Genomic DNA, 24427 nt, shown 5'->3' with positions numbered 1-24427 from the left:
CGCGATAAATTGCGCGGCTACGGCTGCCTGCAACTATTCAGGGCCAAAATTCAGGTTACAGGTTCGACATCTGTAACCTGAGTTATTGAGGGCTGTAACGCAGGGTGTTGAGATTGCCTTGCAAAACCAGGTCGCGTTTCAGCGTAGCAACCTGGCGGCAAATCTCTGCCATTTCACGGTGCGCCAGCAATTTCCCCTGCCATTTCGACGGCACCTGATCACATTGCTGATAAATCGCTTCCAGCGAGCCAAACTGCAACAGCAATTCGCGTGCGCTTTTGGGGCCGATTCCGGCCACGCCGGGAATTTTGCTGCTGCTGATACCGCACAACCCCCAGTAATCCACCAATTGCGCAGGAGCTACGCCAAATTCCTGTTCAATAAAAGGCACATCCAGCCAGCGTTTCTGGAAGTAATCACGGATACGGATGTTGGGGGCCAGCAGCTGGCAGTAGCCTTTGTCAGTCGAGACAATGGTAGCCTGATGTCCCGCATCCGCCATCTTCACCGCCAGTGTGGCGGCCAGATCATCGGCTTCATCCTGATCGGCAATCCAGCAACTGACACCCGCTGCCTGAAATGCCTGCTGTATTGCGGGCATTTCCAGCTGCAAATCATCCGGCATCGGTGGGCGACCCGCTTTATAGTCCGGCAGTAACGCATGACGCCAGCCAGGCTGACGTGTAGCACTGTCAAACACCGCCACGACGTGGGTGGGTTGGGTATGGCCCAGTAACTGATGTAGCGCGGCAACGCAGGCATCGCGACATGGCGATCCCTGAACGGCATGCAAACGGCGGATCAGGTTCAGGGCATCAACAATAAGAAGATGAAAAGACATGATGGTAGCGGCAGCCCGCAGGCTGCCTTCCTGAGTTATTTGATGATTTCGTAGCAGGGGATGTAAGCAGTACCCGGCAGCTTCATGCGGTGCTGGGCCACGAAGCCCTGCAGCAGTTCGTCCATACGATGCATGATGTCCGGATCGCCGTGAAGTTTATACGGTCCTTTTTCCCGGATTTCGCGGATGCCCACTTCTTTCACGTTACCGGCGACAATACCCGAGAAGGCCCGGCGTAGATCCGCTGCCAGTTTTTCTGCGGGCTGGTTGGTATACAGATTCAGGTTAGCCATGTTTTCGTGGGTTGGCAGGAACGGCAGTTGCAGATCCGGTACGATACGAATTGACCAGTTAAAGCTGTAGGCATCGCCGGTTTCACGGCGATATTCTTTCACCTGCGGCATAGCTTGCTTCATCAGACGCGCCACTTCGGCGGCATCATCAATGATGATTTTGTAATGTTTACGCGCGGTTTCGCCCAGCGTGCTGACAATAAAATCATCCAGAACGCGGAAATAATCGGCGCTTTCCTCTGGGCCGGTCAGGATCAGCGGCAGCACCTGATCGCTGTTTTGCGGATTCATCAGAATGCCCAGCAGATACAACAACTCTTCTGCGGTACCGACGCCACCCGGGAAAATCACGATGCCGTGTGCGATACGCACAAAGGCTTCGAGGCGTTTTTCGATATCCGGCATGATGATCAGTTCGTTGACCAGCGGATTCGGTGGCTCAGCAGCAATGATGGAGGGTTCGGTCAGGCCAATAAAGCGGCTGTCACGGTAGCGTTGTTGGGCATGGCCGACGGCGGCACCTTTCATCGGCGCTTCCATCACGCCTGGCCCACAGCCGGTACAGATGTTCAGTTCACGTAAACCCAGTTGCGTACCCACGTTACGGCAATACTGGTATTCCACCGCGTTAATGGAGTGACCACCCCAACACACCACGGTATTCGGGTATTCACCTACATGCAGCGCGCGGGCGTTGCGCAGGATCGAAAAGACCAGATTAGAGATATGGGCTGAATCGTCTGCATCCAGGTTCTGGAAACGCTCTGCCGCAGAAAGTTGCCCATTTACAAACAGGATGTCGCGCAATACGGCAAACAGGTTGGCCTGCAATGAGCGGATGATTCGACCATCGACAAACGCGTCTTCGGGCGGGTTGATCAGTTCAAGTTTAACGCCACGCTCGCGGCGCAATACGTTGATATCAAAGCTTTCGAAGCGGGAAAGCAGTTCATGACTACTGTCGGTCTGACTACCTGAATTGAGCACCGCGAGTGAACAGTTGCGAAACAGCTGGTACAGGTCGCTGCTGGCGGTGCGCTTCAGCATATCGACTTCCAACTGGGAAAGCAGATCCATGGAGCCAAGAGGGCTAATATGAGTAATCAAGAGAACTCCTTTACACGCAAGTGCGTGACTGATGACGCTATGCCTGACTCGCTAAGCACAGTGACGATTATCCCTGGTCGCGTTTGCTTTATTGCCCGCGCCTTCGACAGAGTAGCCTTGTCCGCAGTGAATGCTCAAGTGGAACCGCGCATCCGTGCTGCGGCCTGCGAGGCGTCTCGCAATCTGTTACTGGCGTACCAGGCGGGAATAGCCCGGAGAGAAGGGAACGTTGCTGCGCCAGGGGTTGATATCCAGTCCACCACGGCGTGTATAACGGGCGTAAACGGTTAAGGCTTCTGGCTGACAAAAGCGTTGAATATCATTGAAAATTCGCTCTACGCACTGCTCGTGGAACTCGTTGTGCTGGCGGAAAGAGACCAGGTAACGTAGCAAGGCTTCACGATCGATACGCGGGCCTTTGTAACGAATCATCACTGAACCCCAGTCAGGCTGATGGGTGATCAGGCAGTTTGATTTCAGAACATGGCTGACCAGCGTTTCTTCGATGATGTCATGACCTGCGGCCTGGGCGAGGTACTCAGCATTAAACCCGTAATCGCTGATTTCAATATCCTGTTCGTCGATGACCTCACCATTAAAATGGCCGATTGGCTGGCCTTCGATTTCACTGATGCGGAACAGCGCCACATTAACTTCACCTTCAGCACAGGCGCTGAGATCGCGCTCCAGTGTCTGGCGGACTTCACCCCAGTCGGCGAAAACCGTCTGATTAAAACTGTTAAGATAGAGCTTAAAGCTCTTTGACTCGATAAGATTACGGCTCGCAGCGTTGAGAACCACTTCGCCTACCGCCACCTGCGGTACGCCTTTGCTGTTTAGCCAGGAGAGTTCATACAGCGTCCAGATATCTGCACCGTGAAACGGCAGATTCTCGGGAAACAGCCCCAGCGGTTCGCGATTCAGGCTGCGTGGCACCGCCTGCAGCAGGGAATTGTCGTAATGATCGACATACGCTGTGGGTTTACCCAAGGTCAGGCCACTTAAAACCTGATCCTGTTGTTCAGTAGACATAACGGTTACCATTAAAATCCATCAAAGGGGTTAAGTGTAACCTATCAGAAGCGAGAAGATGAATGATGCAGCAAACCGCGGATGCTCTGCGCGATTTTACCGACCGTTATTGTGCGCAATGGCGGCAGAACACCGGACATTTGCCTGCGAGCAGCGAATTGTTGGGCGTTCCTTCCCCCTGCATCCAGAGCACGCTGGATGATCGTGTATTGTGGCAGCCACAGCCGTTTACCTTACCGCCTACGCTTGCCGCCGTTGAACGCGCACTGGATATTGAACTTCAACCCGCGATCACTGCTTTTTATACCACGCAGTTTGCCGGTGATATGGCCGCTCGTTTTCAGCAGCAATCCATTACTTTGTTACAGGTGTGGAGTGAAGAGGATTTCACGCGGCTGCAGGAGAATTTAATTGGTCATCTGGTGATGAAACGTCGACTGAAGCAAAGTCCGACATTGTTTATCGCTACTACTGATTCTGAGCAGGATGTCATCTCGCTGTGTAATCTTACCGGTGAAGTTATTCTGGAGCATCCTGGCAGTAAAAAACGGGAGATATTGTCCCCTCAAATTCAGATGTTTCTTAATGAATTACAACCGGTTAGCGACTGATATGCAGACTTTTGCTTACCTGTTTGTGAGAGATCTCTTACATGGCGTGTGAGAGATCGGCAAATTTTACTAAAGACTTCAGGACGCCTGGCTTGTAAAAATATTGTGAATCATGAGTTTATGGCAACAGTCCTAAAATAAATAGATAACGAGCTGAGGTAACGGTCCTTAGTACCTTGTTAACGCGATAGTTTCTGCCAGAATAGTCACCACTGGCAGGAAGCCAGGGATTAAGTGATGTGCAGGAGAACATCAGCCAGGAAGGCAGGAACGTAACGGAGTTTACGTCACAGGGAAGGCTTCAGGATGAAGCGGGACACTCAGGATTGAGTAAGGGACACCTCCAGGATGGAGAATGAGAGCCACGCGGGATGTGGCGGGCCAGGATGCTAAGGACAAATGTCATGATGACAAGCAAAGGATAGCACGGGAAAAGTTGTCATGGATGAGCAGGGAGCACAGCGGTGGCGGGAATGCTGCAAACGAACCGGGAGCACTGTAGTTACAGTGCTCCCTTTTTTTATGCGCTTTTTGAGCATGGCCCGACAAGTGGTATGCTTGCCGCCCGATTTTTCTCTGGAGGTGGCGCATGTCGTCGCAACAACTTATTTTGCAGCGGCTGCAGCAGGTCGAAGCGGTGATGCGCGAACACGACCACTGGCAGACGCAATCCCCTGATGCGGCAGCCTTTGCCAGCACGCAACCTTTCTGTCTGGATACGCTGGCACCGCTTGAGTGGCTGCAATGGGTGCTGATCCCCCGGATGCAGGCGTTAATTGCCGCTGATGCACCGCTGCCACAAAACTTCGCGGTCGCACATTATTTTGAAATGGCGCTCCCTCCCACCACGCCAGGCCATCCGATGTTGTTGCTGACGTTAAGCCAGCTCGACGCCTTATTTACGGGGCCTTCTGCCTGATGCTGGAAATTATTTATCAGGATGAGTGGCTGGTTGCCGTCAATAAACCTGCCGGGTGGTTGGTGCACCGCAGCTGGCTCGATCGCAAAGAAAAAGTGGTGGTGATGCAGACGGTGCGAGACCAGATTGGTCAGCATGTCTTCACTGCACACCGTCTGGATCGTCCCACCTCCGGCGTATTGCTGATGGGGCTGTCGAGTGAGGTGGGCCGTCTGCTGTCCCAGCAGTTTGAGCAGCACCAAATCAGCAAAACCTACCATGCGGTGTTACGAGGATGGCTAAGCGAAAGCGGTACGCTGGATTATCCGCTGATGGAAGAGCTGGATAAAATTGCCGATAAATTCGCCACAGAACCGCGTGAGCCGCAACCGGCACTGACCGATTATCAGCTGCTGGCGCATGTCGAGATGCCGGTGGCGATTAGCCGTTATGCCACTTCGCGCTACAGCCTGGTGGAAATGCAGCCACGCACCGGACGTAAACACCAGCTGCGTCGCCATATGGCACATCTGCGCCACCCCATCATTGGTGACACCACCCACGGTGATCTGCGCCAGAATCGTGGCGCAGCGACGCATTTTGGACTGGATCGTCTGATGCTGCATGCCAGCGCACTGAGCCTCAATCATCCGGTAACGGGTGAGCCGCTGGTGATTCGCGCCGGGCTGGATGCGGTCTGGCAGCAGATGTTCCACCAGTTTGGCTGGCAGGAGCAGATCCCTGATGTTCCCAGGGTTGAGTTTGCCGACGAGGCAGTCCAGGATAAGCCAACAGAATAAGGAGCAACACAATGGCAAAGATTGGCATTTTTGTAGGTACGGTTTACGGCAATGCGTTGCTGGTGGCGGAAGAAGCAGAGCCGGTGTTGCAGGCACAGGGCCATGAGGTCAAGGTCTTTGAAGATCCCTCGCTGGCGCAATGGCAGGATTACCAACAGGATGTGGTGCTGATCATCACCTCAACCACCGGGCAGGGTGATTTCCCTGACAGCATCGCCGGGCTTTATCACGCGGTAAAAGATCAGCTCGGCTATCAGCCGGAACTGCGTTATGGCGTGATTGCCCTGGGCGACAGTAGCTACGATAACTTCTGCGGTGCGGGTAAGACTTTTGATGCCTTGCTGCAGGAGCAGAGTGCCAAACGCGTTGGCGATGTGTTAACCGTGGATGCGACGGAAGATCCAGAGCCGGAATCCGTGACCACACCGTGGGTAGAAAGCTGGGGTAAGCTGTTGTAATAAAATCCCACTCCGTAGTGGCGCGATTTATCGCGCGCCGTATATTTCAAAGACGCGCAATAAATTGTGCCGCTACGGGATTAAATCACGTCACCGGGGCTGGATTAAACACCGCCAGCTGATTACGGATCCCCCAGCGGTCAGACCAGGTTTGTTTGCGACCGCTGGCAATCGCCAGAATCAGTTCAAACAACCGCCAGCCAACCTGCTCAATACTCTCCTCACCGGTGGCGATAGTGCCCGCATTGATATCCATCAGGTCATGCCAGCGCTCAGCAAGGGCGCTGCGCGTTGCCATCTTGATGACCGGAATCGCCGCCAGGCCATAAGGCGTGCCACGGCCCGTAGTAAACACCTGCAAGGTAATGCCGGAGGCCATCTGCTGGGTACCACAGACAAAGTCGCTGGCCGGGGTCGCGGCATAGATCAAACCGCGTTTGGTGGGACGCTGACCAGGCGACAAAACCTCAACAATTGGGCTGCGGCCGGATTTCGCAATCGAACCCAGCGCTTTTTCCACTACATTTGCCAACCCGCCTTTTTTATTGCCGGGAGAGGGATTGGCGCTACGGTCGGTTTGTCCCATGCTCAGGTAGTTATCATACCAGGCCATCTCTTCCAGCAGTCGCTTACCTACCGCCTCATCGACAACACGTGGCGTCAGCAGATGGATGGCATCGCGCACTTCGGTGACTTCGGAAAACATCACTGTCGCACCACAACGCACCAGTAAGTCAGAGGCAAAACCCACCGCCGGGTTGGCGGTGACGCCAGAAAACGCATCGCTCCCGCCACACTGCGTACCTATCACCAGTTCTGATGCCGGGCAGGTTTCACGCTGGCGCTGATTAAGTCGTTTCAGATGGCGTTCGGCAACCTGTAAAATCTCATCCACCATCGCGCCAAAGCCCACCAGCCGTTCATCCTGCAAACGCACAATATCGTGGTCATCGAGCGAGATGGCCTGAACATCGGGCGTACCGGTCAGCAGGCGTTCAGGCTGTAGTTTTTCGCAGCCGAGACTGACGATCATCACCTCGCCGCCAAAATTGGGGTTCAGCGCCAGGTTATGAATGGTGCGAATCGGCACCACAGCCGCCGGAGCGTTAATCGCCACCCCGCAACCATAAAGGTGGTTGAGCGCCACCACGCCATCGACATTAGGATAACGGGGCAGCAGGTCGCGTTCGATAATCTGCACCACATAATCCACCACCCCGGCAACGCAGTGCACGCTGGTGGTAATGCCCAGTAAGTTACGTGTCCCGACGCTGCCATCGGCATTGCGATAGCCCTCGAAGGTGTAACCTTCCAGCGGAGGCAAATCCGCCGGAACATTGTTTGCCAGCGGCAGGCTGGCGAGCGGCGGTGCTTCAGGCAGCGCCACCAGTGATTCTTCGATCCAGCTGCCCTGGGCAATGGCGCGCAAGGCATAGCCGATGACTTCACCGTAACGCACAATCGCGCCCTGCTCAGGGATATCCACCAGTGCCACTTTATGGCCCTGGGGTACATGCTCAATCAATTGCAGACCGTCTGCAAAGCGGGTGCCAGCCGGCAGCCCCTGGTTATTGACCACAATGGCGACGTTGTCGCTATCGTGTACTTTGATATAAAGCGGTTTCTCGCTTAGAGGTCGGTTCATTACTCACCTTCCATTCAATCGCGCTGTGCATGGCAACGCGGTGTCATTGATTGCTTCCGTCACTTCATCGTTTTTTGCCAGCCTTAGTATATGCAGGGGTATTGCGCGATACATTGTGCAACTGACTGGCTTTCAGCAATTTTATTGCCTCAATTTGGTTCGTTTAACCAAACGCAAGTGAAGGGACTCACAAAGCGTTACTAAGCTGTGCATTAATTAACCGCTAAGGGGTGGAATTTGACAGTTCCGTGAGCCACGCCGCAGCGTTATGTGCAAACGCCATAAAATACGTCTGCATGTAGCTAAATCATCAGGCTTTCTTCCAGTGTTTCGCTTTCCCGCTGTTCCTATACTGACTCTCGTTATCCAACGTTAGGTTATGAGTCACGACGCATCATCGTATTGCCCATAAAAAAATCGCCGTGTTTAACCCAACATCATTCTGATACCCAACGCGATGTGTATGCAGTCAGAGTGAATGTAGCGTCTGCTATATTTCAGGAGTGCATCATGAATAGTTTTAGCCAGACAGCGGAAGCGGTGCAAAAGCGCACCAATGCCCGTTACTGGATTGTGGTGATGTTATTCATTGTCACCTCATTCAACTACGGTGACCGTGCAACGATCTCGATTGCCGGCTCCGCCATGTCCAAAGATATCGGCCTCGACTCGGTTGGTCTGGGGTATATCTTCTCCGCGTTCTCGTGGGCTTATGTTATCGGCCAAATCCCGGGCGGCTGGTTGCTCGACCGTTTCGGTTCGAAACGCGTTTACTTCTGGAGCATCTTTACCTGGTCGCTGTTTACCTTCCTGCAAGGCTTCGTCGATCTGTTCAGCGGCTTCGGCATTATCGCGTCGTTGTTCATGCTGCGTTTCCTGGTGGGTCTGGCGGAAGCGCCTTCCTTCCCTGGCAACAGCCGCATTGTGGCTGCGTGGTTTCCGGCGCAGGAGCGTGGCACCGCAGTAGCTATCTTTAACTCCGCCCAATACTTCGCCACGGTGATTTTCGCACCGATTATGGGCTGGCTGACCTCCGCAGTGGGCTGGGCGCATGTGTTCTGGTTCATGGGTGGGCTGGGCATCATCCTTAGCTTTATCTGGCTGAAGGTGATTCACGATCCTAACGATCATCCAGGCGTGAACAAAGCCGAGCTGGAATATATGGAGCAGGGCGGCGCGCTGATCAATATGGACGCCAAAAAGGCCGAGCATAAAGTCAGCTGGAGCGAGAAGTTCTACCAAATCAAACAACTGCTGACCTCCCGTATGATGCTGGGTATCTACCTCGGCCAGTACTGCGTCAACGCCCTGACCTACTTCTTTATTACCTGGTTCCCGGTTTATCTGGTGCAGGCGCGCGGGATGTCAATTCTCAAGGCGGGGATTGTCGCGTCGATTCCGGCGATATGCGGCTTCCTCGGCGGCGTACTCGGTGGGGTGATCTCGGATTACCTGATGCGCAAAACCGGCTCCCTGAATATTGCCCGTAAGACTCCGATTGTGGTCGGCATGCTGATGTCGATCAGCATGGTGATGTGTAACTACGTCGATACCGAATGGGTTGTGGTGTTCGTGATGGCGCTGGCCTTCTTTGGTAAAGGCATCGGCGCGCTGGGCTGGGCGGTGATGGCGGATACCGCACCGAAAGAGATCAGTGGCCTGAGCGGCGGTCTGTTCAACATGTTCGGTAACTTCTCCGGCATTGTGACGCCGATTGCCATTGGCTACATCATTGCCACCAGCGGTTCGTTCGAATGGGCACTGATTTATGTCGGTATCCACGCCTTCGTCGCCGCGTTCAGTTTCCTGGTGATTGCCGGGGATATCAAACGTATCGAATTGAAACATCGGGCATAAGGACAGAGCATGAATACGCAAAGTACGCCGGTGATTACTGATATGCAGGTGATCCCGGTTGCCGGTTACGACAGCATGTTGCTCAATATCGGCGGCGCGCACAGCGCCTGTTTCACCCGCAACATCGTGGTGCTGACGGACAGCGCCGGGCATACCGGCGTCGGTGAAGCGCCGGGTGGCGAAACCATTTATCAGACGCTGGTCGAGGCCATTCCGCAGGTGAAAGGTCAGCAGGTGGCGCGCATGAATCGGCTGGTGCAGCAGGTGCACAAAGGTAATCAGACCGCTGATTTTGATACCTTTGGCAAAGGCGCGTGGACCTTCGAACTGCGCGTTAATGCGGTGGCCGCGCTGGAGGCCGCGCTGCTTGATTTGCTGGGGCAGTGCCTCGGCGTCCCGGTGGCGGAGCTGCTGGGTCCCGGTCAGCAGCGTGATGAAGTGACGGTGCTGGGATACCTGTTCTATATCGGCGATCGGCGTAAAACCGATTTGCCTTACCTGAGCGGCGCAGGGGCCAGCCATGACTGGTATCACCTGCGGCATCAGGAGGCGCTGACCCCCGAAGCGGTGGTGCGTCTGGCTGAAGCGGCGCAGGACAAATACGGTTTTAAAGATTTCAAACTGAAGGGCGGTGTACTGCCAGGTGAACAGGAAATTGCCTCGGCGGCGGCATTGAAAAAACGCTTCCCGGATGCGCGCATCACGGTCGACCCCAACGGCGCCTGGCTGCTCGACGAAGCGATTGGCCTGTGTAAAGGCATGGGAGACGTGCTGACTTATGCGGAAGACCCATGCGGTGCCGAGCAGGGCTACTCCGGTCGCGAAGTGATGGCGGAGTTCCGTCGTGCCACCGGTTTGCCGGTCGCCACCAATATGATCGCCACCAACTGGCGTGAAATGAACCACGCGGTGATGCTTAACTCTGTCGATATCCCGCTGGCCGATCCGCATTTCTGGACGCTAAGCGGGGCGGTGCGCGTCGCGCAATTATGTGACGACTGGGGCCTGACCTGGGGCTGCCATTCCAATAACCACTTCGACATTTCACTGGCGATGTTCACCCATGTGGGCGCAGCGGCGCCGGGTAAACCGACTGCCATTGATACCCACTGGATCTGGCAGGAGGGCGACCAGCGCCTGACCAAAGAACCGCTGCAAATCCGTAACGGCAAGATCGCCGTCCCGGATAAGCCTGGCCTCGGCATTGAGCTGGACTGGGATCGTCTGCAACAGGCTAATGCGCTGTACAAATCGCTGCCGGCAGGCGCACGTAATGACGCCACGGCAATGCAATATCTGGTTCCCGGTTGGTCGTTCGACCGTAAGCGCCCGGCCTTCGGTCGCGGCAACGCATAAGGAGCAGGAAATGAGTCAGACACCGAAAATCACATCCATGCAGGTCATCCCGGTGGCCGGTTACGACAGCATGCTGCTCAACCTGAGCGGTGCGCATGCGCCTTTCTTCACCCGTAACATCGTCATTATTAAAGACAATGCGGGCCATACCGGGGTTGGGGAGATCCCGGGCGGTGAGAAGATTCGTCAGACGCTGGAAGATGCCGCCGCGCTGGTGGTGCAGCAAACCATTGGTGAGTACAAAAATATTCTGAATCTGGTGCGCAGCACCTTTGCTGACCGTGATTCCAGTGGACGCGGCTCCCAGACCTTTGATCTGCGCACCACCATCCATGTGGTGACCGGCATCGAAGCGGCGTTGCTCGATCTGCTGGGCCAGCATCTGGGCGTCAATGTGGCGTCACTGCTGGGCGAGGGTCAGCAGCGTGACCGCGTAGAAATGCTCGGTTATCTGTTCTACGTCGGCGACCGCAGGAAAACCGCGCTGCCGTACCAGAGCCAGGAGAATGATAAATGCGACTGGTATCGCCTGCGCCATGAAGAGGCGTTAACGCCGGACACAGTGGTCCGTCTGGCTGAGGCCGCCTATGAAAAATACGGCTTCAATGATTTCAAACTGAAAGGCGGCGTGCTGCGTGGCGGCGAAGAGGCCGAGGCTGTCACCGCGCTGGCGAAGCGTTTCCCGCAGGCGCGTATTACGCTCGATCCCAACGGTGCCTGGTCGCTGAATGAAGCGATTTTGCTGGGTAAACAGCTGAACGGGGTGCTGGCCTATGCAGAAGATCCGTGCGGTGCTGAACAGGGGTACTCGGGCCGTGAAGTGATGGCGGAGTTCCGCCGCGCCACCGGCATGCCGACCGCCACCAATATGATTGCCACTGACTGGCGTCAGATGGGGCATACCCTGTCGCTGCAATCCGTGGATATCCCACTGGCCGATCCGCATTTCTGGACCATGCAGGGCTCAGTGCGCGTGGCGCAGATGTGTCATGACTTTGGCCTGACCTGGGGTTCGCACTCCAACAACCACTTTGACATCTCACTGGCGATGTTCACCCATGTGGCGGCCGCTGCACCGGGCGCGATTACCGCCATCGATACCCACTGGATCTGGCAGGAAGGCAATCAGCGGCTGACCAAAGAACCGTTGCAGATCAAAGGTGGCATGGTGCAGGTGCCGCAGAAACCGGGTCTCGGCGTGGAGCTGGATATGGATCAGGTGATGCAGGCCAATGCGCTGTATCAGAAACACGGTCTGGGCGCGCGTGATGACGCTCAGGCGATGCAATTCCTTGTGCCCAACTGGACCTTTGATAACAAACGCCCATGTCTGGTGCGCTAATTTTTCCGTTACAGGAGTCAAGAGAATGAGTAATACAGCCTGGCCGAATGCTTTTCGTCGCCGCTTGCTGGCAGGAGAAACCCTGATTGGCAGCTGGTGCGCACTGGCCAATCCGATCACCACCGAAGTACTGGGCCTGGCAGGATTTGACTGGCTGGTACTGGACGGTGAACACGCTCCGAACGATATCACCACCTTCATTCCGCAATTGATGGCGCTGAAGGGCAGCCACAGTGCGCCGGTGGTACGTCCGCCGTGCAACGAGCCGATCATCATCAAGCGTCTGCTGGATATTGGCTTTTACAACTTCCTGATCCCGTTTGTGGAAACCGCCGAAGAGGCGACGCGTGCCGTGGCCTCAACCCGCTATCCGGCCGCCGGTATTCGCGGTGTATCGGTTTCGCATCGTAGCAACATGTACGGCACGCTGCCGGACTATAACGCCACTATTAACGACAACATCACGGTACTGGTGCAGATCGAATCCCAGCAAGCGGTAGACAACATTGATGCGATCGCCGCCGTTGACGGCGTGGACGGCATTTTTGTTGGTCCGGGTGACCTCTCAGCCGCGCTGGGCTATCTCGGCCAGCCTGCCCACCCGGAAGTGTTGAAAGTCATCAAATATATTTTTGAGCGCGCCAAAGCAGCCGGTAAACCGAGCGGCATTCTGGCCCCGGTTGAAGCTGACGCGCGTCGTTATCTGGAATGGGGAGCCAGCTTTGTTGCCGTCGGCAGCGATCTGGGTGTTTTCCGCAACGCCACTCAGGCGCTGTGCGACAAATTTAAGAAGTAACTGACCAAAAGGCAAACGTCATGAAAATTGGATTTATCGGCCTGGGCATCATGGGCAAACCGATGAGTAAAAACCTGCTGAAAGCGGGTTATTCGCTGGTGGTACGTGACAACAACGCGTCGAGCGAGGCGGAGTTGATCGAGCTGGGGGCAACCAGCGCGAAGACGGCGAAAGAAGTCGCGCAGCAGGTTGATGTGGTTATCACCATGGTGCCGAACTCGCCGCAGGTGAAAGAAGTGTGCCTGGGCGAAAATGGCATCATCGATGGTGCGAAACCGGGCCTGATCGTGATCGACATGAGTTCTATCGCACCGCTGGCCAGCCGTGAAGTGCATGCGGCGCTGGCAGAGAAAGGCATCAAAATGCTGGATGCGCCGGTCAGCGGTGGCGAGCCAAAAGCTATCGAAGGCACGCTGTCAGTGATGGTGGGTGGTGATAAAGCGGTGTTTGACCAATGCTACGACATCATGAAAGCGATGGCGGGTTCAGTGGTACATACCGGTGATATTGGTGCGGGTAACGTCACCAAGCTGGCGAATCAGGTGATTGTGGCGTTGAACATTGCTGCGATGTCCGAAGCGTTGTCGCTGGCAACCAAAGCGGGCGTGGACCCGGAGCTGGTTTATCAGGCGATTCGTGGCGGCCTGGCCGGCAGCACGGTGCTGGATGCCAAAGCGCCGATGGTGCTGGATCGTAACTTCAAGCCTGGTTTCCGTATTGATCTGCATATCAAGGATCTGGCAAACGCGCTGGATACCTCGCATGGCATCGGTGCACATCTGCCGCTCACCGCTGCGGTGATGGAGATGATGCAGGCGCTGAAGGTGGATGGTCTGGGCACTGCCGACCATAGCGCGCTGGCCTGCTATTATGAAAAATTGGCGAAAGTTGAGATTACCCGGTAACTCGCACGTCCGGTATCGACTGATACCGGACGGCCTGGTTGCCTTAGCAGGACGGATTTCCGTCATCAACCGCGCTCGGATTGCCTATGAAAATCGTTATCGCACCGGATTCATATAAAGAGAGTTTATCCGCCCTGGAAGTGGCTTCAGCGATTGAAGCGGGATTCCGCGACATCTTCCCTGAAGCTGACTACGTAAAAATACCGGTTGCCGACGGTGGTGAAGGCACGGTAGAAGCGATGGTGGCGGCAACGCAGGGAAGTATTGTCAGGCTGACGGTCACCGGACCGCTGGGGGAGCCTGTTGATGCGTTTTACGGTTTATCTGGCGACACGCGTACTGCCTTTATTGAAATGGCGGCCGCCAGTGGCCTGGAGCTGGTTCCTGCGTCACGCCGCGACCCGCTGATCACCACCTCATTTGGTACCGGGGAGCTGATCAAAAACGCGCTGGACAGAGGGGTTGGGCACATCATCATTGGTATTGGCGGCAGCGCCACCAACGACGGTGGTTCCGGCATGATGCAAGCGCTTGGCGCACGTTTGCTGGATTCACACGGTAACGAAATCGCTTACGGCGGGGGAGCGTTGCCGCAGCTGGCGCGGATTGAAATCGATCATTTAGATGCGCGCATCCGGCAGTGTCGTTTTGAAGTTGCCTGCGATGTCACCAACCCACTGACCGGGGAAAAAGGCGCTTCGGCGATTTTTGGTCCGCAGAAGGGGGCGACGCCGGAGCTGGTGCAGCAGCTGGATCAGGCGCTGGCGCACTATGCCGACATTATCCATCGTGATCTGGATATTGATGTGCTGCATATCGCAGGGGGGGGGGCGGCTGGCGGCATGGGCGCAGCTTTGCATGCGTTTTGCCAGGCCGAGTTACGGCGCGGCATTGAAATTGTCACCGAAGCGTTGGGCTTAGCTGAACAGGTGAAGGATGCCGACCTGGTGATTACCGGGGAAGGGCGCATCGATAGCCAGACCATCAACGGTAAGGTGCCAATCGGTGTTGCGCAGGTGGCGAAACAGTTTAACAAGCCGGTGATCGGCATTGCCGGTAGCCTGACGGCCGATGTCGGCGTGGTGCATGAACACGGGCTGGATGCGGTGTTTAGCGTGCTGTTTGGTATCTGTACGCTGGAGGAAGCGCTGGAAAACGCCGCGCAAAACGTGCGAATGACGGCGCGTAATGTGGCGGCGACCCTTAAGGCCGGACAACATCTGTAGCGGCGGCATTTATGCCGCCCATGATTAAAAATTACGTAATATCAATATGATAAATAAGGTGCGCATTAATGCGCACCCTACATTTTCGCTTTATGCTTGCAACAGCTTGCGTGCCTCGCGGGCCACATTCTCCATTTCGTCGCTCAGTTCCAGCAGTTCCGGCTCCAGCGCGGCGATATCACTCTCCTGATGCAGGCTTTTTTCCAGTTGCTGGCACAGCGCCTTCAGGCGCGGTACGCCGCTGTAACTGGCACTGCCGTGTAATTTGTGAATAATTTCCCGCAGTCCGGTCACATCATTGTTTTCCATGCAACCTTCCACGCGTTCAGCCACGTCCGGCAGGAAATCCAGCAGCATCTGCAACAAATCGCGCGCCAGGTCTTCTTTATTTGCCGCCTGACGTAATGCCAGCGTCCAGTCCAGCGACGGATCCAGCGTTGGCGGTGGGGTGACGGGGGCACTTTGCGGGGTATAACGCCGCAGCAGCTGGCTGAGTTTGTCTTCATCAATCGGCTTCGCCAGATAATCGTTCATACCGGCATTGATCAACTGCTCACGTTCACCATCCAGCGCATGGGCGGTGACCGCCACAATGGGCGTTGACGCATGCAGCGGCAGGCCGCGGATGATTTCACTGGCGCGGATACCGTCAATTTCCGGCATCTGAATATCCATCAGAATCACATCCAGTGCATGCGATCGCGCCTGGCGGATAGCCTGTTCGGCGTTATCGCACAAAATAATGTGTTCAACCTGCTCCTCAAGCAGCGCGCCGATCAACTTCAGGTTGGCCGGATTGTCATCAACCGCCATGACCGTCAGCGGCTGGCGACTACGACGAGGTGCCGCTTCACGCTGGCGGCTATGAAAATCGAGCAGCATCGGCAACAACCGTGTCAGCGACACCGGTTTGGTCAGGCAACCCGCGATGCCGCGTTTACGCAGCTCGTCAGCATGCAGCATCATTTCGCTGGGCAACGCCAGCAGCACCGAGTCAGCACGGCTCAGCAAATGGTTAATCATCTCATCGGGCATGACGGGCGTCGTTTTAGCCGCCACCGGCAGCCCCATCAGCAGCAGCGGGAAGTGCTCATCACCCAGCGCCTCAAGGCTTGCAACGTGATGGACCTGCAACGGTGTGCCGCTCAGCATCTCCAGCACCGCTTTCGCCACGGCCGGGTGTGGTTCCACATAGGCCAGCTGTGACGGGCGCAAATCCTCCAGCGCACGTGGCAGGGAAGGGGCGTTGGGATTGAGATCGAGCTGAACATGCACCCAAAAGGTCGATCCCTGACCCTGGCGGCTGTGGAAGGCAATTTCACCCCCCATTTCATGCACCAGCTTCTGGGTGATCACCAGACCCAGCCCGGTGCCGCCGTGGCGGCGGGAGATGCTGGCATCGGCCTGACGGAACGCCTGGAACAGTTGTGTCTGCTGCTCCCCGGAGATGCCGATGCCGGTGTCATGTACCTGAATTTCCAGCGCAACACGCGTGGCATTGGCGTTGCGCAGCTCGACACGCAGGTCAATATGGCCTTGCTCGGTAAACTTGATGGCGTTACCAATCAGGTTAATCAGAATCTGTTGCAGACGCAGCGGATCGCCAATCACGTTGTCCGGCACCTGTTTTTCCAGGCAAACGGTGATTTCCAGCCCCTTTTCGTGTGCCGAGGGTGCCAGCAGCACCAGGGTTTCATCCAGCGTTGCGCGCAGTGGGAAGGGAATGGATTCCAGCACCAGTTTTCCCGCTTCCAGTTTGGAGAAGTCGAGCACGTCATTAATGATGCTCAGCAGGTTCGCCGCCGAGCGCTCGATGGTGCTCATATAGTCGCGCTGGTTGGTGCTCAGGCCGGTTTTCAGCATTTGACGGGTAAAGCCAATCACACCGTTGAGCGGCGTGCGCAGCTCGTGCGACATATTGGCGAGGAATTCGGACTTGATGCGCGCCGCCTCCTGGGCGCGTTTCTTCGCCAGATCCAGCTCGACATTCTGGATCTCCAGCTGTTCCAGCGTTTCACGCAGATCGTAGGTTGCCTGATCGATATTCTGCTGCATCTCTTCATGGTAGGCGGTCAGCGACATGGCCATGGCGTTGATACCATTCTTCAGAATACTCAATTCGCCCAGCATGTAGCCTTCGACGCGGCTGTCGAGCTGACCACGGCGGATACGGTCAACGGTGGTGACCATATTCCGGATCGGGCCGGTGACGTCGCGCATCAGGCGATAGGCAAACAGCATCGCGATGCACAGACAAAATAGCAGCAGCAGGGTAGCGACAAATACTTCTTTGTACTGCTCAAGACGTACGGATTGCAGATCCAGCTCAATCGCCACATAACCCAGTGGATTACCGGCTGGTTTGGCGTCCTCCCCCGGCAATTCATCCACCGAATAGCGTTCGGTGACGATGGGGGTACGCAGCACCATCAGATTGCCACGGCGTTCAACCGAGACGCCCTCCTCCAGCGTGGAGATATCGTCCTTCTGCAACAGGCTGAGGTTCTGATTGTTATTCGAGGTGACGTAGATGTGATTGTTGTTGTCGAAAATCGTAATCGCACGGACAATATCGGAATGTCGTCGATGCAGCAGGCTGACCAGTTCGCGAATCGCATCACGGTTGTGCCAGGTCATGCCGTATTCGGCGGAAACCGCCAGCGGCTCGATAATATTCGCCCCCGCGTCGCGCACCTGATGCTGTAACTCGTTATAACGATGAACCACAAAAAAAGTGCTCAGCAACAAGCCGATCATCAGCGTGGGTGCCAGTATCAAAATCATCATTCGCGCCCGCAGGCTGTATTTGGTCATAATTAAGGCCTGACGGCTCCTGGCAAGTTTATCCCTGTGCAAACTGCACAACCCAATCAGAATAGAGAATTTACAACACTATGGCGCAATTTTACTCCGCAAAACAGCGGGTGACGACAAAGCAACGCATTACCGTCACCATTGAAGACCTTGATCCTTTTGGACAAGGTGTGGCGCGCCATAATGGTAAAGCGATGTTTGTCAGCGGCGCATTGCCCGGCGAACAGGCGGAAGTCACGGTAGTGGAGGATAAACGTCAGTTCGCCAGGGCGAAAGCGACGCGTATCAGCCATCCCAGCGCGGAACGCGTGACGCCGCGTTGCCCGCACTTCGGCGTTTGTGGCGGTTGCCAGCAGCAGCACGTCTCCGTCGCGCTCCAGCAGCAGAGTAAAGCCAAAGCGCTGGGGCGGATGCTGAGCCGGGATGCACCCTTGCCGGTGTCGGTCGATGAGATCATCAGCGGTCCCGACTGGGGGTATCGCCGCCGTGCTCGCCTGGGATTGCAGTGGCAGACGAAGCAACAACGTTTGCAGATGGGGTTCCGCAAAGCCGCCAGTAACGATCTGGTGGAGTTAAGCCAGTGCCCCATTCTGGCGCCCGACCTTGAAGCGTTGCTGTCACCGTTGCACCGCTGCCTGAGCAGCTTAAATGCGGTGAAGCGGCTGGGCCATGTTGAGCTGGTGCTGGCGGATAATGGCCCGATGATGGTGCTGCGCCATCTTGATGCATTGTCCGCAGCGGATCGTGCAAAACTGGAACGTTTTTCGCATGAACATGATTTGATGCTGTTTCTCGCCGATGGCAGCGACGATCTGACGGCCCTGAGCGCCAGCGAGCCGTATTATCAGTCGTTCAACCTGAAGCTGACCTTCAGCCCGCAGGATTTCATTCAGGTCAATGATGCGGTGAATCAGCAAATGGTGGCGAAAGCCATCGCCTGGCTCGATTTACAGCCGCATGACCGGGTGCTGGATCTGTTTTGTGGTATGGGTAACTTCACGCTTCCTGTAGGAAAGTTCGTAGAAAATGCCGTGGGTGTGGAGGGCGTTGCAGCATTAGTCAGGCAGGCAGCGTATAATGCAGACCTGAATAATCTGAAAAATGTCCGCTTTTTCCAGCACAACCTGGAGGAAGATGTTGCGCGCCAGGCATGGGCTGCGCAGGGATTTAATAAGGTGTTACTGGATCCGGCACGAGCCGGGGCGGCAGGTGTGATGTCGCACATTGTTAAACTTGCGCCGGAACGCGTGGTCTATGTTTCCTGTAACCCAACGACACTTGCCCGCGACAGTCAGACATTACTGTCAGCAGGCTACCATTTGGAAAGGGTCGCGATGCTGGATATGTTTCCTCATACCAGTCATCTCGAATCCATGGTGCTGTTCAGCAAAACATAAGCGACATTCATGTCGCTGTGGCAGGAGAGGATATGGTTGCGGTTAGAAGTGCGCATTTGAATACGGCAGGGGAATTTGCCCTCGACCAGTGGATCGCCAGTTTAGGCATTGCTAACCCGCAATCCTGTCAGCGTCTGGCTGACACCTGGCGCTACTGTGAAGCCCAAACGCACGACCATCCTGAACAGGCTCTGCTGCTGTGGCGCGGTATTGAGATGGTAGAAATCCTCACCATGCTCAGTATGGATATTGACAGCCTGCGTGCCGCGCTGATCTTCCCGCTTGCCAATGCGGATGTGGTCAGCGAAGAGGAGCTGGAGCAGACCGTCGGTAAAGGTATCGTCTCGCTGGTACATGGCGTGCGCGATATGGATGCGATTCGTCAGCTGAAAGCGATCCACAACGATTCGATGGCTTCTGAGCAGGTCGATAACGTGCGTCGCATGTTGCTGGCGATGGTGGAAGATTTCCGCTGCGTGGTCATCAAACTGGCGGAACGTATCGCCCATCTGCGTGAAATGAAGGATGCCCCTGAAGACGAACGCGTGCTGGCGGCCAAAGAGAGCACCAACATCTACGCGCCGCTCGCCAACCGTCTCGGTATCGGTCAGCTCAAATGGGAGCTGGAAGATTATTGTTTCCGCTATCTCCATCCTGATGAATACAAACGTATCGCTAAGCTGCTGCATGAGCGGCGTATCGATCGTGAACAGTACATCGAAAACTTCGTCGATAACCTGCGTAAAGAGATGCAGAAAGAGGGCGTGCGTGCCGAAGTGTATGGCCGCCCGAAACACATCTACAGCATCTGGCGCAAGATGCAGAAAAAATCGCTGGCCTTCGATGAGTTGTTCGATGTGCGTGCGGTGCGCATCGTGGCGGAACGCTTGCAGGATTGTTATGGCGCGCTGGGTACGGTGCATACCCTGTATCGCCACCTGCCGAGTGAGTTCGACGATTACGTTGCCAACCCGAAACCTAACGGTTATCAGTCCATCCATACCGTGGTGCTGGGACCGCAGGGGAAAACGGTTGAAATCCAGATCCGTACCCGCCAGATGCATGAAGATGCTGAGCTGGGCGTGGCGGCGCACTGGAAATACAAAGAAGGCCCCACCAGTAGCAACGCGCGTGGTGCTGCGGGTCACGAGGAGCGCATTGCCTGGCTGCGTAAGCTGATCACCTGGCAGGAAGAGATGGCGGATTCCGGCGAAATGCTGGAAGAGGTGCGCAGCCAGGTGTTTGACGACCGGGTGTATGTGTTTACCCCGAAGGGCGACGTGGTCGATTTACCTGCGGGTTCAACACCGCTCGATTTTGCCTACCATATCCATAGCGATATTGGTCACCGCTGCATTGGTGCCAAAATTGGCGGCCGTATCGTCCCCTTCACCTATCAGTTGCAGATGGGCGACCAGGTTGAGGTCATCACCCAGAAACAGCCGAACCCGAGCCGTGACTGGCTGAACCCGAACCTCGGCTATATCACCACCAGCCGTGGTCGTTCGAAGATCCATAACTGGTTCCGTAAACAGGATCGCGATAAGAATATTATCGCCGGTCGCCAGATTCTGGATACCGAGCTGACTCAGCTGGATATCAGCCTGCGCGAGGCGGAGAAACTGCTGCTGCCGCGCTATAACGTGACGTCGTTGGATGAACTGCTGGCGGCGATTGGTGGCGGTGATATTCGCCTCAACCAGATGGTCAACTTCCTGCAAGGCAAGCTCAATAAACCGAGTGCCGAAGAGGAAGATCGCGAAGCACTGCGTCAGCTGACACAGAAATCCTATACGCCGTCCCCGCGTAAAGAGAGTGGTCGTGTGGTGGTGGAAGGTGTCGGCAACCTGCTGCACCACATCGCCCGTTGCTGCCAGCCGATTCCGGGTGACGATATCGTCGGTTTTATCACTCAGGGACGCGGTATTTCGATTCACCGTGCCGATTGTGACCAGCTGGCAGAGCTGATTTCCCACGCGCCGGAACGTATTGTTGATGCGGTGTGGGGCGAAAGTTATTCCAGCGGTTATTCGCTGGTGGTGCGTGTCACGGCGAACGACCGTAGCGGCCTGCTACGTGATATCACCACCATCCTGGCGAATGAGAAGGTCAACGTGCTCGGCGTCTCCAGCCGCAGCGATACGCGTAAGCAGCTGGCCACCATCGATATGGATATCGAGATTTACAACCAGCAGGTGCTGGGCCGCGTGCTTGCCCGACTGAACCAGGTGCCCGATATTATCGACGCGCGCCGGTTACATTAATCCCCATCCTTGACCTGGTCGGCATGAATGCCGACCTTACATCTGTAGGGAGCGCATTTATGCGCTCCTTTTTACAAAAGGACTCGTCCATGAATGCCCTTCAACGCCTGCTCACCATCATGCAAACCCTGCGCGATCCTGAGCGCGGCTGCCCGTGGGATCGGCAGCAAACTTTTGCTTCTATCGCCCCCTATACGCTGGAAGAGACGTATGAAGTGATCGATGCCATCCAGCGCGAAGATTTTGACGATCTGCGCGGCGAGCTGGGCGATCTGCTGTTCCAGGTGGTGTTTTACGCGCAAATGGCCAGTGAGCAGCAGCGTTTCAACTTCGAAGACATCTGCAACGCCATCAGCGACAAACTCGAACGTCGCCACCCGCATATCTTCGGTGATGCACAGGTCGATGATGCACAACAGGTGATTAAAAACTGGGAAGCCATCAAACAAAACGAGCGGGCGGAAAAAGCGCAACATTCGGCACTGGATGACATCCCCAAAGCGCTGCCAGCGTTAATGCGTGCACACAAAATCCAGAAGCGTTGCAGCAATGTCGGTTTCGACTGGAATAGCCTCGGTCCGGTACTGGATAAAGTGCATGAAGAAATTGATGAGGTGATGCACGAAGCGCAGCAGGCGGTGATCGATAACGACAAGCTGGAAGAGGAAATCGGTGATTTACTGTTCGCCACGGTGAATCTTTCACGTCATCTCGGTAGCAAAGCTGAAGTCGCGCTGCAAAAGGCTAACGATAAATTTGAACGCCGTTTTCGCCAGGTGGAAGGGCTGATTGCTGCGCAGGGACTGTTGATGAGCGATGCCACCCTTGAGCAGATGGAAGCAGCCTGGCAGCAGGTTAAAGTCAGTGAGAACAAGGAGTAACATCCCGCGGGTGATTTGTTGATTATTCCAACGCTGCGCATAAAATCACCGCTTGAGCTTACTCGATTCAGCTTGGCGGTAACTTTGTGACGTGCGTCAACATTTCACCGTTGGCTATCCGCTATGTTATGCGTTGTACTGCGCAGGAGGAGAGGGTGGTGATTGATCAATTGTGGCAGGTGACGACTTCAGGTATACTGTTTTCCCGTCCTGGTTATTCCATCGTCTTTAAACCTAAACTCTCAGGTTCAGCATGACAACGAACTATATTTTTGTGACCGGCGGGGTCGTATCCTCTCTGGGGAAAGGCATTGCCGCAGCCTCCCTCGCAGCCATCCTTGAAGCACGTGGTCTGAATGTGACCATCATGAAACTCGATCCGTACATCAACGTCGATCCGGGTACCATGAGCCCAACTCAGCACGGTGAAGTTTTCGTCACCGACGACGGGGCCGAAACCGATCTGGATTTAGGTCACTACGAGCGCTTCATTCGTACCAAAATGACGCGCCGCAACAACTTTACTACCGGCCGTATCTACTCAGAAGTGCTGCGCAAAGAGCGTCGTGGCGACTATCTGGGTGCTACCATTCAGGTTATCCCGCACATCACCAACGCCATCAAAGAACGCATCATTGAAGGTGGCGAAGGCCACGATGTGGTTCTGGTGGAAATCGGCGGCACCGTGGGGGATATCGAATCCCTGCCGTTCCTCGAAGCGATTCGCCAGATGGCGGTCGATGTGGGCCGTGAACACACCATGTATATGCACCTGACGCTGGTGCCGTACATGGCTGCCGCAGGCGAAGTGAAAACCAAGCCAACGCAACACTCGGTAAAAGAACTGCTGTCCATCGGGATTCAGCCAGATGTGCTGATCTGCCGTTCTGACCGCGCTGTACCGGCCAACGAACGCGCCAAAATTGCGCTGTTCTGTAACGTGCCGGAAAAAGCGGTTATTTCCCTGAAAGACGTTGATTCCATCTACAAAATCCCGGGCCTGCTGAAATCACAGGGTCTGGATGATTACATCTGTAAACGCTTCAATCTGAATGCCCCGGAAGCCAATCTGGCCGAGTGGGAGCAGGTGATTTATGAAGAAGCGAACCCGGGCGGTGAAGTGACCATCGGTATGGTCGGCAAATATGTCGAGCTGCCGGATGCGTACAAATCAGTGATTGAAGCCCTGAAACACGGTGGTCTGAAAAACCGTGTCACCGTCAACATCAAGCTGATCGATTCGCAGGATGTTGAAACCCGTGGTGTCGAATTACTGAAAGATCTGGATGCTATTCTGATTCCGGGTGGCTTTGGCTACCGTGGCGTAGAAGGCAAACTGATGACCGCGCAATACGCGCGTGAAAACAACGTGCCTTACCTCGGCATCTGCCTGGGAATGCAGGTTGCGCTGATGGAATTTGCCCGTAACGTGGCGGGAATGGCTGGCGCCAACTCAACTGAATTTGTGCCAGACTGTAAGTACCCGGTGGTTGCGCTGATCACCGAATGGCGTGACGAAGAAGGCAACGTCGAAGTGCGTAGCGAGCAGAGCGATCTGGGCGGCACCATGCGTCTGGGTAGCCAGCAGTGCCAGCTTACGCCGGAAAGCAAAGTACGCCAGATGTACGGCTCAGACGTGATCACTGAACGTCACCGCCACCGTTATGAAGTAAACAATATGCTGTTGAAGCAGATTGAAGCGGCGGGTCTGCGCATTGCAGGCCGTTCCGGTGACGATCAACTGGTCGAAATCATTGAGATTCCAAACCATCCGTGGTTTGTGGCCTGTCAGTTCCACCCGGAATTCACGTCGACCCCGCGCGATGGTCATCCGCTGTTCGCTGGCTTTGTCAAAGCGGCGCAGGAGTACCAGAAGCGGTTAGCGAAGTAAGTTTCACGAGCAG

Annotated in this window: 19 protein-coding genes; 14 read left to right on the top strand and 5 right to left on the bottom strand. The window is 55.5% G+C overall.

The features are described from left to right. Positions 1–82: 82 nt before the first annotated feature. The 3 genes from xni to queF all read right to left on the bottom strand — a co-directional run bounded on the left by xni (position 83) and on the right by queF (position 3273). Entirely contained in the window at positions 83–841 is a 759-nt protein-coding gene (gene xni / locus CUN67_RS15910; protein ID WP_208716285.1) for a flap endonuclease Xni, read from the bottom strand. A 35-nt stretch (positions 842–876) separates the two neighbouring features. Further along, on the bottom strand, positions 877–2241 hold the full coding sequence (ppnN, locus tag CUN67_RS15905; protein WP_208716284.1) for a nucleotide 5'-monophosphate nucleosidase PpnN: 1365 nt from the start codon (positions 2239–2241) through the stop codon (positions 877–879). A gap of 186 nt (positions 2242–2427) precedes the next feature. Then, entirely contained in the window at positions 2428–3273 is an 846-nt protein-coding gene (gene queF / locus CUN67_RS15900; RefSeq protein ID WP_208716283.1) for an NADPH-dependent 7-cyano-7-deazaguanine reductase QueF, read from the bottom strand. A gap of 62 nt (positions 3274–3335) precedes the next feature. On the opposite strand from queF, the gene syd reads away from it, so the two are divergent. From syd to CUN67_RS15880, 4 genes are all read left to right on the top strand, one after another. Beyond that, a complete protein-coding gene (gene syd, locus CUN67_RS15895; RefSeq protein WP_208716282.1) occupies positions 3336–3884 on the top strand; it encodes a SecY-interacting protein in 549 nt (182 codons plus the stop codon). 589 nt (positions 3885–4473) lie between these two features. Then, the gene (locus CUN67_RS15890; RefSeq protein WP_208716281.1) at positions 4474–4803 is read left to right on the top strand and encodes a YqcC family protein; all 330 of its coding nucleotides are present in this window, start codon (positions 4474–4476) and stop codon (positions 4801–4803) included. Next, the gene (truC, locus tag CUN67_RS15885; protein ID WP_208716280.1) at positions 4803–5582 is read left to right on the top strand and encodes a tRNA pseudouridine(65) synthase TruC; all 780 of its coding nucleotides are present in this window, start codon (positions 4803–4805) and stop codon (positions 5580–5582) included. Before CUN67_RS15890 ends, truC begins: the two co-directional genes overlap by 1 nt. Positions 5583–5593: 11 nt before the next feature. Continuing rightward, positions 5594–6040: a flavodoxin gene (locus CUN67_RS15880; RefSeq protein ID WP_208716279.1), complete on the top strand. Its 447-nt coding sequence runs from the start codon at positions 5594–5596 to the stop codon at positions 6038–6040. Positions 6041–6125: 85 nt separating this feature from the next. Here CUN67_RS15880 and garD read toward each other — a convergent pair whose 3' ends face one another. Beyond that, on the bottom strand, positions 6126–7685 hold the full coding sequence (gene garD / locus CUN67_RS15875) for a galactarate dehydratase (protein ID WP_208716278.1): 1560 nt from the start codon (positions 7683–7685) through the stop codon (positions 6126–6128). Between the two features lie 510 nt (positions 7686–8195). Between garD and CUN67_RS15870 the strand changes: the two genes are divergently transcribed. From CUN67_RS15870 to CUN67_RS15845, 6 genes are all read left to right on the top strand, one after another. Beyond that, positions 8196–9542, top strand: a complete 1347-nt coding sequence (locus CUN67_RS15870; RefSeq protein WP_208716277.1) for an MFS transporter — start codon at positions 8196–8198, stop codon at positions 9540–9542. Between the two features lie 9 nt (positions 9543–9551). Beyond that, on the top strand, positions 9552–10898 hold the full coding sequence (locus tag CUN67_RS15865) for an enolase C-terminal domain-like protein (RefSeq protein ID WP_208716276.1): 1347 nt from the start codon (positions 9552–9554) through the stop codon (positions 10896–10898). A gap of 10 nt (positions 10899–10908) precedes the next feature. Next, positions 10909–12240, top strand: a complete 1332-nt coding sequence (gene gudD, locus CUN67_RS15860; RefSeq protein ID WP_208717239.1) for a glucarate dehydratase — start codon at positions 10909–10911, stop codon at positions 12238–12240. A gap of 25 nt (positions 12241–12265) precedes the next feature. Then, a complete protein-coding gene (gene garL / locus CUN67_RS15855) occupies positions 12266–13036 on the top strand; it encodes a 2-dehydro-3-deoxyglucarate aldolase (RefSeq protein ID WP_084876483.1) in 771 nt (256 codons plus the stop codon). 20 nt (positions 13037–13056) lie between these two features. Next, on the top strand, positions 13057–13941 hold the full coding sequence (gene garR / locus CUN67_RS15850) for a 2-hydroxy-3-oxopropionate reductase (RefSeq protein ID WP_208716275.1): 885 nt from the start codon (positions 13057–13059) through the stop codon (positions 13939–13941). An 86-nt stretch (positions 13942–14027) separates the two neighbouring features. Then, positions 14028–15167 carry a glycerate kinase gene (locus CUN67_RS15845; protein ID WP_208716274.1) on the top strand — a complete coding sequence of 380 codons (1140 nt, stop codon included), beginning with the start codon at positions 14028–14030 and terminating at the stop codon, positions 15165–15167. Positions 15168–15257: 90 nt separating this feature from the next. Here the strand turns inward: CUN67_RS15845 and barA are convergent, their stop codons facing one another. Continuing rightward, complete coding sequence (barA, locus tag CUN67_RS15840; RefSeq protein WP_208716273.1) at positions 15258–17981, bottom strand: two-component sensor histidine kinase BarA; 2724 nt, start codon at positions 17979–17981, stop codon at positions 15258–15260. Between the two features lie 80 nt (positions 17982–18061). Here barA and rlmD point away from each other — a divergent pair, with 80 nt between their 5' ends. From rlmD to pyrG, 4 genes are all read left to right on the top strand, one after another. After that, positions 18062–19378 carry a 23S rRNA (uracil(1939)-C(5))-methyltransferase RlmD gene (gene rlmD / locus CUN67_RS15835; protein ID WP_208716272.1) on the top strand — a complete coding sequence of 439 codons (1317 nt, stop codon included), beginning with the start codon at positions 18062–18064 and terminating at the stop codon, positions 19376–19378. A gap of 32 nt (positions 19379–19410) precedes the next feature. Next, positions 19411–21642 (top strand): GTP diphosphokinase, encoded by a 2232-nt coding sequence (gene relA / locus CUN67_RS15830; RefSeq protein ID WP_208716271.1) that lies wholly within the window; start codon positions 19411–19413, stop codon positions 21640–21642. Positions 21643–21731: 89 nt separating this feature from the next. Beyond that, positions 21732–22523: a nucleoside triphosphate pyrophosphohydrolase gene (gene mazG, locus CUN67_RS15825; protein WP_208716270.1), complete on the top strand. Its 792-nt coding sequence runs from the start codon at positions 21732–21734 to the stop codon at positions 22521–22523. A gap of 253 nt (positions 22524–22776) precedes the next feature. Beyond that, complete coding sequence (pyrG, locus tag CUN67_RS15820) at positions 22777–24414, top strand: glutamine hydrolyzing CTP synthase (protein WP_208716269.1); 1638 nt, start codon at positions 22777–22779, stop codon at positions 24412–24414. Positions 24415–24427: the final 13 nt, after the last annotated feature.

The organism is Pantoea cypripedii (genome assembly GCF_011395035.1).
GTDB lineage: Bacteria > Pseudomonadota > Gammaproteobacteria > Enterobacterales > Enterobacteriaceae > Pantoea > Pantoea cypripedii_A.
The sequence above is the reverse complement of the archived record's forward strand: the minus strand, read 5'-3'. Positions and strand labels throughout refer to the sequence as shown.

What these genes read in the sequence shown, in the direction of transcription:
- garL (WP_084876483.1), top strand. Translation starts at nt 12,266, where the DNA reads ATGAGTAATACAGCCTGGCCGAATGCTTTTCGTCGCCGCTTGCTGGCA.
- relA (WP_208716271.1), top strand. Translation starts at nt 19,411, where the DNA reads ATGGTTGCGGTTAGAAGTGCGCATTTGAATACGGCAGGGGAATTTGCC.
- syd (WP_208716282.1), top strand. Translation starts at nt 3,336, where the DNA reads ATGATGCAGCAAACCGCGGATGCTCTGCGCGATTTTACCGACCGTTAT.
- mazG (WP_208716270.1), top strand. Translation starts at nt 21,732, where the DNA reads ATGAATGCCCTTCAACGCCTGCTCACCATCATGCAAACCCTGCGCGAT.
- CUN67_RS15865 (WP_208716276.1), top strand. Translation starts at nt 9,552, where the DNA reads ATGAATACGCAAAGTACGCCGGTGATTACTGATATGCAGGTGATCCCG.
- barA (WP_208716273.1), bottom strand. Translation starts at nt 17,981, where the DNA reads ATGACCAAATACAGCCTGCGGGCGCGAATGATGATTTTGATACTGGCA.
- CUN67_RS15880 (WP_208716279.1), top strand. Translation starts at nt 5,594, where the DNA reads ATGGCAAAGATTGGCATTTTTGTAGGTACGGTTTACGGCAATGCGTTG.
- truC (WP_208716280.1), top strand. Translation starts at nt 4,803, where the DNA reads ATGCTGGAAATTATTTATCAGGATGAGTGGCTGGTTGCCGTCAATAAA.
- CUN67_RS15870 (WP_208716277.1), top strand. Translation starts at nt 8,196, where the DNA reads ATGAATAGTTTTAGCCAGACAGCGGAAGCGGTGCAAAAGCGCACCAAT.
- xni (WP_208716285.1), bottom strand. Translation starts at nt 841, where the DNA reads ATGTCTTTTCATCTTCTTATTGTTGATGCCCTGAACCTGATCCGCCGT.
- rlmD (WP_208716272.1), top strand. Translation starts at nt 18,062, where the DNA reads ATGGCGCAATTTTACTCCGCAAAACAGCGGGTGACGACAAAGCAACGC.
- CUN67_RS15890 (WP_208716281.1), top strand. Translation starts at nt 4,474, where the DNA reads ATGTCGTCGCAACAACTTATTTTGCAGCGGCTGCAGCAGGTCGAAGCG.
- queF (WP_208716283.1), bottom strand. Translation starts at nt 3,273, where the DNA reads ATGTCTACTGAACAACAGGATCAGGTTTTAAGTGGCCTGACCTTGGGT.
- pyrG (WP_208716269.1), top strand. Translation starts at nt 22,777, where the DNA reads ATGACAACGAACTATATTTTTGTGACCGGCGGGGTCGTATCCTCTCTG.
- garR (WP_208716275.1), top strand. Translation starts at nt 13,057, where the DNA reads ATGAAAATTGGATTTATCGGCCTGGGCATCATGGGCAAACCGATGAGT.
- gudD (WP_208717239.1), top strand. Translation starts at nt 10,909, where the DNA reads ATGAGTCAGACACCGAAAATCACATCCATGCAGGTCATCCCGGTGGCC.
- CUN67_RS15845 (WP_208716274.1), top strand. Translation starts at nt 14,028, where the DNA reads ATGAAAATCGTTATCGCACCGGATTCATATAAAGAGAGTTTATCCGCC.
- garD (WP_208716278.1), bottom strand. Translation starts at nt 7,685, where the DNA reads ATGAACCGACCTCTAAGCGAGAAACCGCTTTATATCAAAGTACACGAT.